This is a genomic window from Geomonas oryzae, assembly GCF_004117875.1.
GTDB lineage: Bacteria > Desulfobacterota > Desulfuromonadia > Geobacterales > Geobacteraceae > Geomonas > Geomonas oryzae.
On record NZ_RAHW01000003.1, the window covers coordinates 203,738 to 218,924 of the forward strand.

Annotated in this window: 15 protein-coding genes; 3 read left to right on the forward strand and 12 right to left on the reverse strand. The window is 61.3% G+C overall.

The features are described from left to right. Positions 1 to 3: 3 nt before the first annotated feature. The 8 genes from D6Z24_RS09085 to D6Z24_RS09120 form a co-directional block, all read right to left on the reverse strand. On the reverse strand, positions 4 to 900 hold the full coding sequence (locus tag D6Z24_RS09085) for a GTP-binding protein (protein WP_129126272.1): 897 nt from the start codon (positions 898 to 900) through the stop codon (positions 4 to 6). A 16-nt stretch (positions 901 to 916) separates the two neighbouring features. Beyond that, complete coding sequence (locus tag D6Z24_RS09090; RefSeq protein WP_129126273.1) at positions 917 to 1,807, reverse strand: hypothetical protein; 891 nt, start codon at positions 1,805 to 1,807, stop codon at positions 917 to 919. 6 nt (positions 1,808 to 1,813) lie between these two features. Continuing rightward, positions 1,814 to 2,968, reverse strand: coding sequence for an SPOR domain-containing protein (locus tag D6Z24_RS09095; RefSeq protein WP_129126274.1), 1,155 nt, complete (start codon positions 2,966 to 2,968; stop codon positions 1,814 to 1,816). A 78-nt stretch (positions 2,969 to 3,046) separates the two neighbouring features. Continuing rightward, positions 3,047 to 5,146 carry an elongation factor G gene (gene fusA, locus D6Z24_RS09100; protein ID WP_129126275.1) on the reverse strand — a complete coding sequence of 700 codons (2,100 nt, stop codon included), beginning with the start codon at positions 5,144 to 5,146 and terminating at the stop codon, positions 3,047 to 3,049. A gap of 171 nt (positions 5,147 to 5,317) precedes the next feature. Continuing rightward, complete coding sequence (locus D6Z24_RS09105; RefSeq protein WP_129126276.1) at positions 5,318 to 6,085, reverse strand: type III pantothenate kinase; 768 nt, start codon at positions 6,083 to 6,085, stop codon at positions 5,318 to 5,320. A gap of 246 nt (positions 6,086 to 6,331) precedes the next feature. Next, on the reverse strand, positions 6,332 to 7,315 hold the full coding sequence (locus tag D6Z24_RS09110; protein WP_129126277.1) for a biotin--[acetyl-CoA-carboxylase] ligase: 984 nt from the start codon (positions 7,313 to 7,315) through the stop codon (positions 6,332 to 6,334). Further along, complete coding sequence (gene nadC, locus D6Z24_RS09115; protein ID WP_129126278.1) at positions 7,312 to 8,142, reverse strand: carboxylating nicotinate-nucleotide diphosphorylase; 831 nt, start codon at positions 8,140 to 8,142, stop codon at positions 7,312 to 7,314. The genes D6Z24_RS09110 and nadC overlap by 4 nt, the downstream gene beginning before the upstream one ends. 88 nt (positions 8,143 to 8,230) lie before the next feature. Further along, complete coding sequence (locus D6Z24_RS09120; RefSeq protein ID WP_129126279.1) at positions 8,231 to 8,749, reverse strand: DUF4124 domain-containing protein; 519 nt, start codon at positions 8,747 to 8,749, stop codon at positions 8,231 to 8,233. A gap of 138 nt (positions 8,750 to 8,887) precedes the next feature. On the opposite strand from D6Z24_RS09120, the gene D6Z24_RS09125 reads away from it, so the two are divergent. The 3 genes from D6Z24_RS09125 to D6Z24_RS09135 all read left to right on the forward strand — a co-directional run bounded on the left by D6Z24_RS09125 (position 8,888) and on the right by D6Z24_RS09135 (position 11,350). Beyond that, on the forward strand, positions 8,888 to 9,907 hold the full coding sequence (locus D6Z24_RS09125; protein ID WP_129126280.1) for a cytochrome c3 family protein: 1,020 nt from the start codon (positions 8,888 to 8,890) through the stop codon (positions 9,905 to 9,907). Positions 9,908 to 10,060: 153 nt separating this feature from the next. Then, complete coding sequence (locus D6Z24_RS09130; RefSeq protein WP_129126281.1) at positions 10,061 to 10,606, forward strand: phosphatase PAP2 family protein; 546 nt, start codon at positions 10,061 to 10,063, stop codon at positions 10,604 to 10,606. 15 nt (positions 10,607 to 10,621) lie between these two features. Continuing rightward, the gene (locus tag D6Z24_RS09135) at positions 10,622 to 11,350 is read left to right on the forward strand and encodes a DUF72 domain-containing protein (protein WP_129126282.1); all 729 of its coding nucleotides are present in this window, start codon (positions 10,622 to 10,624) and stop codon (positions 11,348 to 11,350) included. 190 nt (positions 11,351 to 11,540) lie between these two features. On the opposite strand, the gene D6Z24_RS09140 is transcribed toward D6Z24_RS09135, so the two are convergent. From D6Z24_RS09140 to purF, 4 genes are all read right to left on the reverse strand, one after another. Beyond that, a complete protein-coding gene (locus D6Z24_RS09140) occupies positions 11,541 to 12,107 on the reverse strand; it encodes a YaeQ family protein (protein ID WP_129126283.1) in 567 nt (188 codons plus the stop codon). Positions 12,108 to 12,200: 93 nt separating this feature from the next. Further along, a complete protein-coding gene (locus tag D6Z24_RS09145) occupies positions 12,201 to 12,872 on the reverse strand; it encodes a YkgJ family cysteine cluster protein (RefSeq protein WP_129126284.1) in 672 nt (223 codons plus the stop codon). A gap of 216 nt (positions 12,873 to 13,088) precedes the next feature. Further along, a complete protein-coding gene (gene pyrE / locus D6Z24_RS09150; RefSeq protein WP_129126285.1) occupies positions 13,089 to 13,637 on the reverse strand; it encodes an orotate phosphoribosyltransferase in 549 nt (182 codons plus the stop codon). Further along, positions 13,634 to 15,055, reverse strand: a complete 1,422-nt coding sequence (gene purF, locus D6Z24_RS09155; protein ID WP_129126582.1) for an amidophosphoribosyltransferase — start codon at positions 15,053 to 15,055, stop codon at positions 13,634 to 13,636. Before purF ends, pyrE begins: the two co-directional genes overlap by 4 nt. Positions 15,056 to 15,187 lie beyond the last annotated feature (132 nt).

Below are 15,187 nucleotides of genomic sequence, written 5' to 3' on the forward strand. Positions count from 1 at the left end.
ATGCTACTCCTCGGAAAGCCCAAGCGAAAGGGTCAGCACGACGGTCTTCTCGCGCGACCCGCTGCGGATGGTAAGCGGCACGCGGATCTGGTCACCTTCGGCAACGACCGGGGTCGCCGCAATCTCCAGGGAAAGCGGCGCTTCGTCCTCCGCTGCAGCGAGCTCCAGGACTGCCTCGGGCGCCTCGGCCGGTGCGGCGGCGGGAGGGGTTGCCTCGGTGAAGGGCTCGACGGGCGCCTGAGCCGCAGGTGCCGCGGGAGTCCCTGCCCCTTCCACCATATGCTGCAGGGTTTCGCCGCTTGCGATCCCATCGGCGCCCTTGGCACGCAGACCGGCCAGGATGCTCTTCACCAGGGCCATCACCCCTTGCAACACCCCCTGACCGCTGTGGCCGGAGGTGCTGAAGGTGAGCAGCCGGGAAGGGTTCAACTGGCGCTCCAGCTCGGCAACGGGGAGAGCGTCGGCAAGATCGTTCTTGTTTAGATGCAAGACGGCCGGAACGGTGCTCAACCCCTGTCCGTAACCCTTCAGGTAGGAAGCGAGTTCGTCCATGGCGGCCCGGTTCTCATCGAGACGCTGCGGCGAAGAGTCGGCCACGACGACGATGCCGTCCGCCCCCTTCAGAACCATCTTCCAGGCTGCGGGATCCACGACCGGTCCGGAGACGGTGTACAGGTGAAAACGGACGCGGAAGCCGTCCACGTTGCCGTCACCTGGCGGCGTGAAGTCGAAGAACAGCATGCGCGCGCCTTGCACGCTCATCACCTTCATCGCGCCGCGGAATTCCGGCTTCAGTTTGTTGAAGATGTGCCTAAGGCTGGTTCCCTTCCCTGCCTGGCCGGGGCCGAAAAAGACTATCTTGGCGTTAATTTCGCGTTTTGCCTGGTTCACCAGAGCCATTCGAGGTCCCCCTGAACTACCTTTTTTCTTTCTTCTGGATCAAGATCTTGCGGGCCTGCGTCGCTATCACCGTGTTGATGTTCTTGCTTTTGGCAAGTGAGGCGAGGTCCTTTTCCCCCAAGGTTCCCAGGAAGCGCAGGGCGTTGGGGAGCGGCGTCTTGTGATTTTCCACGAGCGCCTTTCTTATCTGCGCGTTCTTCACCCACTCCTTGTTGGCGCAGATGACCCGCAGGATCTCGTCGTTTTGCACCGTCGACTTCGCGATGGCGAGCACCTCCGCCTCGGTCATGCGCGGGTTCTTGATGGCGGCGCCCGAGACGAGCTTGTTGTTGTCCTTGATCAGGATAGTGCGCCACTCCTTGTCACCGGTCATGGCGATCTTGATCTTTTCGCTCACCCCCAGTTCCTGCGCTATCTGGAACTTCGACTGGAAACGCTCCTCGTCGATTTCCTCGTCATCGGCGCAAGAGTCCTCGGCGGCTGTATCGTGCCGCCTTTGCGGCTCCTCACCGTCAGCAGTAGCGGATGCGGGGACCACGGGAACGATCCCCTGCGCGGCAAGCCACGTCGACGCCTTCTCGGAGAGGTTCGGGTGTCCGGCAAAGACCGTCCCAAGCTCCGGGCGTTTGCCATGCAGTTGCACCAGAGCGTCCAGCACAACCGGCGGCAGCGCCGGATCAGCCAGTATCCCGGCTAGAAACTGCGCATCCAGGGAGCGCAATGTCCCGACCGCCAGGCGCTTCACCTCCTGGTCCGGATCATGGCAGAGGTAATACAAAAGAAGCACCAGGTCGCTCGGCGGCAAAGGCACCTTGCCGGAGGCGGCGAGAAGCCTGCTCTCTCTCGGTTTGTCCGCGCCCGCGTAAGGAGCGGCCGCCGCTGAGATCCTCAGGGTAACTTTCGTCACGGAATCTTATTTCCCCGCTTTGACGACCTTGGCCGTGAGTCCGCTCTTCTTGAGGCCTGCCGCCGCCTTCTCCGCGCTCGTCGGATCGGGGAAGCTGCCGGCACGTACCTTGACCACGGTAACCGGGATGTTGGCCTTCTTAAGCACCAGGCGCACCCCTTTGTCGTAGAGACGGTCCTGCTCGACGGCAGCCTTCCCTTCCCTCATGAAGGAACCGGCATAGACGGCATAGCGGCCGTTCTCCTTGAGCATGAAGGCGTTCGGAGCCACACCCTTCAGGCGCCCCAACTCCTCGGCGGCTTCGTCGTGGTTGCCGAAGTCGGCAAGGAAGAGGCGGTGCATCGGCTCGCCCTTGTGCGATTTGATGGTGACCACGCGGGTGAGACCCGCCTTTTTCAGTTTGTTCGTCACCGAGGGGATCTCGCTCTCGGCGAGGTCATTGTCCAATTCGAGGGCGAACCCGCCCTTCGCCGAGGCTGCAGCGGACTTGGCCACTTTTGCCTTTGTCGCCGTCTTCGCAGCGGGTTTCGCCTCAGCGGCCGCTGCTGCCTTAGCCTCTTTGGCCGCTGCAGGCTTGGTCTCCTTGGCAGGAGCCGCTTTGGCCTGCTTGGCGGGAGCGGCAGGCTTGGCCTCCTTCGTCGGAGCAGCCTTCGCTTCCTTCGCCGGAGCAGGTTTCACTTCCTTGGCAGGAGCAGCCTTCGCTTCCTTCGCAGGAGCCGGTTTGGCAGGAGCTGACGGAGTGGCGGGTTTCGCAGCCGCCTCCGGTTTCGCCGCAGGAGCGGCAGGCTTTGCAGCAGCCTCCGGTTTGGCCGGAGCAGCCGCGGGTGTGGCAGCAGGCTTCCCTGCCTCGGCCGAGCCAGGTTTACCGGCCTGAGCTTCGGTAGAGGCCGGTTTACCGGCCGGAGCTTCAGCGGAGCCCGGTTTACCGGCCGGAGCCTCGGTGGAGGCCGGGCGCGGCGGCAGCGGTTTCTTGACCACGGCAGGAGCAGGCGGCGGTGTCGGGGCGGAAGCCTGTTCCCCGCGCGGCTTGATCAGACCGGTGAAGAAGTACAGGTACGCAAAAAGGATGATGAGGAGCAGAAGCAGCAAAAGGAGCCTCTGTTGCGAGCTCTTCTTCTGTGCTGCGTTTTCATCTTCTTCCGGAAAAAATTCTTTCGCCATCTGGCCCATCCTCCCTATTGCATCGAAAATTGAACCTGCCCGGTCTCCTCAATCGAAGAGACCGGGCAGCATGCTCAGCTAAGCGCTTTTATGGTTGTTGTTCTTCTGCTCCTGCGCCTCGGTGATGATCTTCTGCGCCAGGTGACTCGGAACCTCCTCGTAATGGGAGAACTCCGAAGTGAACATGCCGCGATCGCTGGTCATGGAGCGCAGGTCGTTGGAGTAGGTCAGGACCTCCGACATCGGTACCACGCTCCTGATGATCTGCGAGTTCGCCTTCGGTTCCACGCCGACCACCTTGCCGCGCCTCGAGTTGAGGTCGCCGATGACGTCACCCATGTTCTCGTCCGGCACCGTTATCTTCATGTTGACGATCGGCTCGAGAAGCACCGGCTTGCACTGTTCCATCGCCTTCTTGAACGCCATGGAGCCTGCGACCTTGAAGGCCATCTCCGAGGAGTCGACGGTGTGGAAGGAACCGTCATAGAGCGCGACCTTGAAATCGACCACCGGGTTCCCGGCAAGGAAGCCGTCCTTGGCCGCCTCCTGGATCCCCTTGTCCACCGCCGGGATGTACTGGCGCGGGATCACGCCCCCCACGATCTTGTCCTCGAAGACGTACCCTTCGCCACGCGGCATCGGCGAGAGCTCGATCCAGCAGTCGCCGTACTGGCCGCGTCCGCCGGACTGCTTCTTGTATTTCCCCTGCACCTTCGCGCTGCCGCGGATGGTCTCCAGGTACGGTACCTTCGGGGTCTTCAAAAGGACGTCCACCCCGAACTTGCGCTTCATCTTCTCGACGATCACCTCGAGGTGCACCTGCCCCATGCCGGAGATGATGAACTCGCGGGTCTGCGGGTCGCGGTGGCTCTCGATGGTCGGGTCTTCCTCGATCATGCGCTGCAGGGCGCCGTGGATCTTGTCCTCGTCGTTCTTCGTCTTCGGCTCAATGGCATACGAGATGACCGGGGTGAGCGGCTGGGCCGGCTCGAAGAGGATCGGCTTCGCCTCGTCGCAGAGGGTGTCGCCGGTCACGGTCTCCTTCAGTTTCGCCACTGCCACGATGTCGCCGGCAACCGCCTGCTTGATCGGGTGCTGCTTCTTCCCTTCCAGCTCGAAGATCTGGCCGATGCGCTCCTGCACCCCCTTGGTCGAGTTGTAGACCAGGGAGTCGGAATTAAGGACACCGGAGTAGACGCGGAAGATGGTGATCTTGCCGGTGTACGGGTCGGAGGTGGTCTTGAAGACCAGCGCCGAGAACGGCTCGCTCTCCGAGGGACCGCGCTCGATGATCTGTTCCGTCTTCGGGTCGATACCCACCGCCTTGGTGCGGTCCAGCGGAGACGGCAGGTAGTTGCAGATCGCGTCCAGAAGCTGCGCGACGCCTATGTTCATCGCGGCCGAACCGCAGAACACCGCGGTGAAGGTGTTGCGCATGGTACCGACCCTGATGCCGTCGATGATCTCCTCTTCGGTGAGCTCGCCGGTGTCGAGGAACTTCTCGGTGAGCGCGTCGTACGCCTCGGCCACCGTCTCGACCATCATGTCGCGCAGGCGCTGCGCCTCGTCGCGGTACTCGGCCGGGATCTCCTCCTCGGAGAACTTGCCGGAGAGGTCCTTCGTGTAGCGGTAGGCCTTCATCCGTACGAGGTCGATGACCCCCTCGAAATTTTCCTCGGCGCCCAGCGGCATCTGCACCGCGACCCCGCGTGCCCCGAGCGACTTCTCCATGTCGTCGATGGCGCGCAGAAAGCTTGCGCGTTCGCGATCCATCTTGTTCACGAAGGCGATGCGCGGGATCTCGAACTCGCTCGCCCACTGCCAGACCTCCTCGGTCTGGACCTTGACCCCCGAGATGGCGGAGAGGATCACCACCGCGCAGTCGAGGGTGCGCATGCAGGCGCGGGTATCGGCGATGAAGTTGCCGTATCCCGGGGTGTCGACGATGTGGATGGAGTGCCCGTTCCACTCGCAGTGGTCGAGGGAGGAGGTGATGGAGATCCGGCGCTTGATCTCTTCCGGCTCGAAATCCATCGTGGAGCTGCCGTCGTCGACCCGCCCGAGCCGGTCGATCATGCCCGTATCGAACAGGATCGCCTCGGCCAGCGTGGTCTTGCCGGCACCGCCGTGAGCTACAATACCGAGGTTACGCAGTTTTGCCGTTTCATACCTTCCCATAGTGCCCTCCCTTTAGAATGAAGATCATCAATGACCTACCGTTCAACGAGACCTGACTTGAGACGAAACAGACTACTACCAACTACCTGGCTGAGACTCTTCAGTGGATTCCGGGGTACCTCCCTCACCCGCCTTGCGGATGGATCTGAACGTGCCGGTTACGCTTAAGCCCTAAGGCTTGTTCCTTTTGTAGATGATGCGCAGCCCCTCCAGGGTGAGGAACTCGTCCACCGCCTCGATGGTGCTCGACTCCGGTGCGATGAGCGAGGCGAGGCCGCCGGTGGCGATGACCTTCAGAGGCTCCTTCCCTTCCGACTTCATGCGCTGCACGATGCCGTCGACGAGCCCCACGTAGCCGAAGAAGATGCCGGCCTGCATCGAGTTCACCGTGTTCTTGGCGATGATGCTCGGCGGGCGGGCGATGTCGACGCGCGGCAGCTTGCTCGCCTTCTGGAACAGCGCCTCCATGGAGATGGCAAGTCCCGGTGCGATGGCCCCGCCGCAGTACTCCCCCTTCTTGTTCACGTAGTCGAAGGTGGTCGCGGTGCCGAAGTCGACGATGATGAGCGCCGAGCGGTATTTCTCGTAGCCGGCGATGGCGTTGACGATGCGGTCCGCGCCGACCTCCTTGGGGTTGTCGTAGTGGATCGGCATGCCGGTCTTGATCCCCGGGCCCACGATGTAGGGGGTGATCTTGAAGTACTGGCGTGCGAGCTTTTCGAGCACCCCGGTCAGGGTGGGGACCACCGAGGAGACGATGATGTCCTTCACGTCCGAGAAGACGATTCCCGACAGGCGGAACAGGTCGTGGAACAGGATGCCGTACTCGTCGATGGTCTTTGACTTGTCGGTGGAAACCCGCCAGTCCTGTACGAGGCGCTCCTCGTCGTATATGCCGAGTACGATGTTGCTGTTCCCTACGTCAATCACCAAAAGCAAACCGAACCTCCCAAAAGCGCCTCACGCAAAGCCGCAAAGACGCAAAGCAATACCTAAACCTAAGACAACCATTTAACAGGGATGAAGGGGATGAAAGGGATAACGGCAAACACGAAAGATTCGGGTTTAAACCCCAAAGTCTTTTGCTGTAAGCCTTTTCTTTGCGTCTTTGCGTCTTTGCGTTACGAAAGTTTTTTACGCCTTTATCCCCTTTATCCCCTTCATCCCTGTTTGAATCGGTTTTTTTCAGACCAGCGCCACATCGCCGGAGAGCACGGTCTCCACGCTGCCGTCGGAAAGCCTGACGAGGAGCGCGCCGAATGAGTCCACCCCCTGCACCTCTCCCGTGAACTCGCGCTCCCCCTGGCTCACCTTCACGCTGCGCCCGCGGATGGCGGAACGCTCGAGCCACTCGGCCCGGACCGGCCCCTCCCCTTCCTGCAGGAAGACGTCGTAGAGCTCGTCGAGCTCGGTCAGAAGCCTCCTGGTGAAGGCGACCCGATCCACTTCCTCACCACCCTCCTCGATCAGCGAGGTGGCCGGATGGCGCAGAAGCGACTCCGCTATCGACGACATCCTGAGGTTCAGGTTCACCCCGATCCCTAGTACCACGAAGTTCACCTTCTCGGTCTCGGCGTTCATCTCGTTCAAAAGTCCGGCTACCTTCCTGCCGTTGATCAGGATGTCGTTGGGCCACTTGATCTGGGGCTTCAGGCTCGTGCAGCTCTCGATGGCACGCGCCACGGCGACCACGGAGAGAAAGGTGAGCTGACAAGCCGCCATGGGTGCTATGGACGGACGCAGCACCACGGAGCAGTAGAGGTTCACCCCGGCAGGCGACAGCCATACCCGCCCGAGCCTTCCCTTCCCGGCGCTCTGGGCGTCGGCGATGACCACGGTCCCCTCGACGGCACCTTCCTCGGCCATCTTGAAGGCGACCTGGTTCGTGGACTCAGTTTCCTTGAGGCAGACGATGCGGGAACCGACCCTCCTGGTGGCGAGGCCGGAAGAGAGATCCAACTGGGTGAGGAGCTTGGGAGAGGAGAGCAACCGATAACCCTTCGAGGGGACCGCTTCGATGAGATAGCCTGCGGCGCGCAGCCCCTTCACGTGCTTCCAGACGGCGGTGCGCGAGACGCCGAGAAGCCGGCTGAGCGCAGCGCCGGAGACGACCCCGTCGCCGGAGCGGAACAGCTCTATGATCCTGCCGTCGACCCCGGAGTCTTTCAAACGTCCTCCATGAGCATTGAGATGTCGGTCGCGCGTACCGAGTGGGTGAGCGCACCGACCGATATGATATCCACACCGGTCAGGGCTATGGACCTGATCGTCTTCAGGTTCACCCCCCCGGACGCCTCGACCAGCGCCCTCTTATCGATAAGTTGCACGGCCTCGGTCATCTGATCAAGGCCCATGTTGTCGAGCATGATGATATCCGCACCGGCGTCGAGCGCCTGCTGCACCTCGTCCAGCGTCTCGGTCTCCACCTCGATCTTCAGGGTGTGCGGGATGTAGGCGCGGGCGGCGCGCACCGCCTCGGCGATCCCCCCTGCGGCGGCGATGTGGTTCTCCTTGATGAGAACGCCGTCGTAGAGACCGGTGCGATGGTTCGTCCCTCCCCCCACGCGCACCGAGTATTTCTCGAGGACGCGCAGCCCCGGGGTCGTCTTGCGGGTGTCGACCACGCGCGCGCCGGTTCCCTCGAGTTCCTTGACGAAGGCCGCGGTCTGGGTGGCGATGCCGGACATGCGCTGCAAAAGGTTCAGGGAGACGCGCTCCCCCTGCAAAAGCGAGGCGGCATCCCCTTCCATCATGGCGATGATGTCGCCCTTCTCAAGGCGCGCACCGTCCTTATATTGCGCGGTGAAGGTGATGTCGGCATCGAGCCTGGCGAAGACGCGGCTCGCGACATCGATGCCGGAGAGGACCATGGCCTCCTTGGCGACAAGACGTGCGCGCATCCTGCGCGGTCTTGCGAGCACGGAAAGGGTGGTGATGTCTCCGGTGTGGATGTCCTCGGCGAGGGCGTTGTCAATTATGTTATCGATTTGGTTCATATTATCCGGGATCTCCCTGTGTTAAGCGGCATTTTTTTATAGCACAGCTTAACTAGGCCCGCAACCGCTAATAAATCCCGCCGAGATGCTACTGACGCCACTCCAGCGGGACTCCGGCCTGGGCCGCGGCAAGGTCGAGTGCCTGGATCCGGTTGAGCATCTCGCTTATCTTCGCATCGTCGCCGGCGATGTCGGCTTCCATTACGTTTATCGCCTGGCGGTCGCTCGCCTTGTGGAAGAAGGTCCGCTTGCGGCGCAGCTCCTCTAGCGCCTGCTCCTTGCCGGCGCGGCCGTCCTGCAGGCTCTTCAGTTCGCTTCTGAGCGCCTTGTAGCGGTCGCGCCACCAGCGCTCGCCGTGGCCGCCCGGCTCGGCCGGCTTTTGCTGCGGCTCCTGTCGCACCGTCCCACCGGCTGGAGGAGCGACCGTGGTGGCCTTGTCGGAAACCTCGACCCGGCGCGCCCGGTCCAGGTACTGTTTCGGGATGTTGCTGCGGTTATCGGTGAAGTGAACGACGCCTTCCGCATCGGTCCATTGATAGAACGCCGCTCGTGCAGGTGACGGCGACAGGAGAGCCAGTATCAGAAGAGAGAGCAACAGGTGCCTCATCCTTCCCCCCTTTTGGTGCCTTAAATGGCCGAAGATAAAAAACAATCAATAGTTTTGAATTGACGATGGCTGTTGCGATGTGTATATTATCCCGGCTGTGCCTAGGCAGAGCAAATAAATTGCCAGAAGGAGTGTACCATGCAGTTTCGCCTCGCCTTACTTATGGTTCTTATCGTCTGCGCGTCGCCTGTTGCGCTTTTCGCAAAGGAGACTAAAGACGTCAAGTTCCCTCTTAAGAACGCGGATGCAGTTGTCTTCAGTCACGATGTACACCTGAAGAAATATAACAACAATTGCAGGATCTGTCACAACGCTATCTTCGATCTTAAGGCGAAGCACCACTTCACCATGGCAGAGATGGAGAAGACCAAGTCCTGCGGTGCCTGCCACACCGGCATCAAGGCCTTCAGCGTAGCCGATGAAAAGAGCTGCGTCAAATGTCACAAGGGCAAGCCGCGCAACGTAGACTTCAAAGTGAAAAGCGCGGGCCAGACTGTGTTCAGCCACTCCGTTCACATCGCCAAGGTCGGTTCCTGCAGGGCGTGCCACAACGGCACCGTCATCACCGGCAAGGAAACCCGCGTGACCATGGCCCAGATGGAGAAAGGCAAGACCTGCGGCGCATGCCACAACGGCAAGAAAGCCTTCACCGTCGCCGGCAACTGCGGCAAGTGCCACGCCGGGATGAAGCCGCGCGAGATCACCTGGAAGGCCAAAGGGGTCACCGACGCGAAGTTCAGCCACGACTTCCACCTCGAGGCGTTCAGCTGCAAGGACTGCCACACCAAGCTCTTCGCCTTCAAGGCAGGCGCCAAGCACTTCACCATGGCTGAGATGGGCAAAGGCAAGTCCTGCGGCGGCTGCCACAACGGCAAAGAAGCCTTCTCCGTGGCAGGCGACTGCAACAAGTGCCATGCGGGCTACAAGCCCGGCAAGGTTCTCTTCAAGAACGACGGCGGCGAAGTAACCTTCAGCCACGAGTTCCACCTTGAAGCCTACAAGTGCGCTGACTGCCACAACAAGATCTTCCCGATGCAGGCCGGTGCCAAGCATCACACCATGGGCGACATGGAGAAAGGGATGTCCTGCGGCGCATGCCACAACGGCAAGGACGCATTCACCTCCTCCGGCGAGTGCGACAAGTGCCACAAGATGTAACTCTCAAGCGGTAATCAGAAACATCAAAAGGCGGGACCTAAACAGGTCCCGCCTTTTTTTACGCCCTTCCCCCACCTGAGAAAACCTGTGGCCCGCTCGGCCGCATCGGGTATACTTGCCGAGTTTGAATGTCTTCTAACCGGAGGGCTGCCCATGTCGAGACGCCGATACTGCCTCGCCGCTCTGCTTCTGCTTTCAACCATGCTCCCCTCGCAACCCGCCCGTGCCGACGACGCCATCATCGGCGACGTGGTGATGACCGCCATTCCCGTTACGGCTTTCGCGGTCGCATTTTTCAAGGACGACGCGGAAGGCGAAAAGCAGTGGCTGCGCAACCTGGCCGCCAACCAGCTCATCACCTCGGCGGCAAGGCTCGGTTTCAACCAGACCAGTTGGGGAAAACGTCCCAACGGTCATCCCTACGGTTTCCCGTCCGGACACGTAGCCTTCGCCGGCTCGGGCGCCGCCTTTTTGAGCGAGCGCTACGGGTGGCACTACGGGCTCCCCGCCTGGATAGGCACCGCCTACGTCGCGTACAACCGCGTCGACAACCACAGCCACCGCTGGCGCGACGCCATCGCCTCAGGCGCAATCGCTTTCGGCGTCGGAAAGCTCTTCGTCAACCCGGAAAACGCCACCCACATAGCACCGACCATAGGGCCGGACTGGATAGGGATGCGCTGGCAGCGCTCGTGGTAAGGGGAGGCAACCGCCATGGCAAAGCTCTTTCTCGGATGCAGCGGTTTCAGCTACGACCACTGGCGCGGCAATTTCTATCCAGACGGTCTTCCCGCCAAGCACTGGTTCGAGCATTACCGCTCCGTGTTCGACACGGTTGAGCTGAACGTCACGTTCTACAGAACGCCCAAGGCCGAGACCTTCAGGCACTGGTATGAGGAAAGCGAGGGGTCCTTTTCCTTCGCCATCAAGGGAAGCCGCTACATCACGCACATCAAGAGGCTCGTTGACATAGAGGAGGCCGTCGCGAGGTTCTTCACCCCGGCGGAAGAACTGCGCGAGAAGCTGCAGGTGGTGCTCTGGCAGTTCCCGCCGCAGTTCAGGGCGGACGTGACACGACTGGAGAGCTTTCTTGACCAGGTGGCACCCTACCACGGCAGGCACACGCTTGAGTTCAGGAACGAGAGCTGGCTTAACGACGACGTCGTGAAGCTATGTCGCAACAGAAACGTTTCCCTCTGCATGGCGGACCATCCGACTTTTCTGGATGAACCTCCCATCACGGCGGACTTCGTCTACATAAGGCGGCACGGCTTGCAGGGGAGTTACAACGGGTTTTATACGGAAGAGGAGTTGCAAAAGGACGCGGCCCGCATCAGGAAGTACCTGGGGCGCGGCTTGGATGTGTATATATATTTCAACAATGACGCCGGCGGCGCAGCGCCGCAAAACGCACGCAATCTCGCCGCTATGCTAAAAGCGTAGCCCGAGCTGCAGCCGGCGGCACTGACAACTTAATTCTCCCGGCATTCCGCAGAACCTTCCAAACCCCTCTCCCTCCGGGAGAGGGTGGCCGGAGGCCGGGTGAGGGCGTTGCCCCAAAGTGATGAGTTGCCAGCTGCCGACGCCCTCACCCTGGCCCTCTCCCGGAGGGAGAGGGGATGTGGACGCACAGTCATGCACCTGAAACCAAGCCAGCCCGCTGCGGCCCGCAAACGTGCTCAACCGAAGTTTCAACACTCCCGCCGCCGACCGTCAGATAGATGTTTCCCTCGGTGATGGTGACCGACCAGTTGATGACCCGCTCCAGCCCGTCGCAAAGCTCCCTCAGGAATTTGAAATCCACCATGCAGACGGTCAGGTTCTTCACCTGCTCCAGCTTCTGCCGGTGCTGAGCAAGCCAGCGCCCCACGTTGGCTCCGAAAGCAAGCAGGACCGCGTGCTCCACGTGCCGGCATGACTTGGCGAGCCGGTCCGGGTCCGGCTGCCCAACCTCGACCCAGAGCCGCACCCGCCCGTCCGGTCCCTTGCTCCAGATATCCGGCTCGTCGCCGGAACCCACCCCCTTCGTGAAAGAGAGATCCTCCTCGTAGCAGAGAGCATAGGCCAAAAGCCTCGCGAGCAGCCGCTCGGAGGTTTCGGAGGGATGCTGGGCGATGGTGGTTTGCAGGTCAGCGTAGACCTGGCGGTCGAGATCCGAGAGCTGCACGGAAGCACGGTAAATAGTCGAGGGTAGTGCCACTTGAAAAACTCCTATTGATTACAGGGGACAGGCTCCGCAGGTGCCTGTCCCCCTCAGCGTTCAAGGAAAGGCGGCGCGCGCCGGGGCGAATGATTATTCGCCCCCCTCCTCCGCCCAGCGTTTCCAGTCGAACCCGGCGAAGTCGATGAGCAGCGCGAGCGGAATGAAGGTGTCCAGCTCGCTCACCCTACGCCCCAGCAACTGCCCGGTAAAATCCCGGAACAGCGCCACCTCCTCGCGGAAGATGGCATCAAACGGTGTGGTGAGCCCGGCCAGTGCAAGCGGATCGACGTCGGTGAAATTCATGGTGCACCACTCGTCGTGCATCACCTCCCCCTCCGTGTCGATGAGCGGAATGCCGTGGAGCCGGCAGGTCATGGGGCGGTTTTCGTAGACCAGGCAGCGCCCGTCGTCACCTAAAAGCACGCAAGGGGTCTCGTCCTCGTCAGGCATCAAGAGTTCCCAGTCCTCCTCCGGGCGGTAGTTCAGCACGAAGGGATGGTCGAGCTCCGGCCAATGCTCCCGCATCGAGGTGAGCCGTTCACGGCACTTGGCCAGCACCTCGTCCTTGACCGGGACAGGCAGGGCATCGAAGCCGCGCTTCAGGTAGTAGGCGTCCAGGAGCGTGATGTCGAAGGTGCCCCGGCAGCAGGCCGAGCAGCCGCTTTGGCAGGCGATGTGCTCCGGGAAAGTCTCCATGCAGCGGGAAAACCAGGCATCGACCTGGGAGAGCAACTCTTTATTTCTTTTCAGTATCTCGTCCATAAAAATCTTAAACAAAGCTCGACCACAGAGGTCACAGAGGTCCACAGAGGACACGGAGAAAACAAGAGGCAGGGGAAAGACTGAAACCTCTAAAAGCTTTTCCTCTGTGACCTCTGTGCACCTCCGGGTCCTCTGTGTTCCGGGGTGAAGGTTTAAAAAACAAAGGCGGCAATGGAGTAATTGCCGCCTTCGATGAAACAGGTGATGCCGGGTGAACTAGGCGAGGATCTCGGCCTTGGTGAAGATGGACTTCAGCCAATACCCTTCCGCCTCGATGTTCTCGCGGCCGCCTTCCTCGCGGTCCACCAGGGTGACGACGCCGAGCACCTTCAGCCCTTCCTCTTCGGCGCGCTTGATCGCCTTCAGGGAGGAACCGCCGCTCGTCACCACGTCCTCGACGATGACCACCTTGGAACCGGGCTTCAGGTTCTTGCGCCCTTCCAGCCAGGCGCCGGTGCCGTGGCCTTTGGGCTCCTTGCGGATAATGAAAGCCGGAACCGGCTTCCCTTCCAGGAAGCTCACCACGGAGGTCGAGGTGGCGATCGGGTCGGCGCCCAGGGTGAGCCCCCCTACCCCTTCAACCCCTTCCACGTCCTTGATCGCATCGAAGAAGAGCTTGCCGGTCAGGTAGCCGCCCTCGGGGTGCAGCGTGGTCTGCTTCCCGTCAAAGTAAAAATCGCTCTGACGGCCGGAAGCCAGGGTCACGTTCCTCTTCTCGTAGGACAGCTCAATGATGATCTTTTTCAGCCTTGCCTTCTCGCTCATTTCTTCTCGATCTCCTTTTCGAATAGTCCCATCTGCGGCTCTTCGAGCAGACGCGGGAATTTAACCGGATAGCCACCGGTGAAGCAGGCGGTGCAGAAGCCGGCGTTTTCCGCGCCGACGGTAGACATGAGACCTTCTTCGGAAAGATAGCCGAGCGAGTCGGCTGTTATGTAGCGGCGGATCTCGTCGATGGAATGGGACGAGGAGATCAGCTCCTTGCGGTTCGGGGTGTCGATGCCGTAGTAGCAGGGGTAGCTGGTCGGCGGCGAGGAGATGCGCACGTGCACCTCGGAGGCGCCGGCGTTCCTGATCATCTTGACGATCTTCCTGGAGGTGGTGCCGCGCACGATGGAGTCGTCGATGACGACGACGCGCTTGCCTTTGAGCACCTCGCGCACCGGGTTCAGCTTGATCTTCACGCCGAAGTGGCGGATCGCCTGCTGCGGTTCGATGAAGGTGCGCCCGACGTAGTGGTTGCGTATGAGACCCAGTTCGAACGGGATGCCGGATTCCTCGGCGTAGCCGAGGGCGGCCGGAACGCCTGAGTCCGGGATCGGGATGACGATGTCGGCGTCGACCTTGTGCTCGCGGGCCAACTGCCGTCCCTGCTCCTTGCGCACCTGGTAGACGTTCTTGCCGAAGATGTGGGAGTCCGGACGGGCGAAGTAGACGAACTCGAAGATGCACGGGGTCGGCTCCGCCTTCTTCAGCGGGAAGAAAGAGGTCATGCCGTTCTTGTCGATGACGATCACCTCGCCAGGTTCGATCTCGCGGATGAACTCGGCGTCGATCAGGTCGAGGGCGCAGCTCTCGGAGGCGACCACGTAGGCGCTCCCCAGGCGACCAAGGCAGAGCGGCCGGAAGCCGTTCGGGTCGCGCGCCGCCACCATGCGGCTCTCGGTCAAAAAGAGCAGGCAGTAGGCCCCCTGGATCCGGTTCAGTGCATCGGTCAGGCGGTCCAGAAGCGAGTTGGCCTTGGAGGTGGCGAGCAGGTGCACGATGATCTCGGTGTCCATCGTGGTCTGGAAGATGGAACCGTAGGCCTCGAGCTCGTCCTTGATGATCTGGGCGTTGACTATGTTGCCGTTGTGGGCCACCGCGATGGAGCCGCGGGAGTAATCCACGTTGATGGGCTGTACGTTCTTGATGACCGACGACCCGGTGGTCGAGTAACGGACGTGGCCGATGGCCGACCGCCCCGGAAGGGTCTTGAAGATCTCCTGGTTGCCGAAGACGTCGGCGACGAGACCCATGCTTTTATGTGCGTGCAGGGTGGCACCGTCCGAGGAGACGATACCGCAGCTTTCCTGTCCCCTGTGCTGCAAGGCGTAGAGCCCGAGGTAGGTGAGGTTGGACGCCTCCGGGTGGTTGAATACACCGAAAATGCCGCACTCTTCTTCGGGCCTGCGCATCATCATTTCTTCCACGACTGCTCCTTATAAAAAAGAACTGCTGTCTTATGTCGTTGCTGACTGATCATCGAGGGGTCGCCAACGCCCTCATCCGCCCCTTACGGGGCACCTTCTCCCGGAGGGAGAAGGGATCCGGCT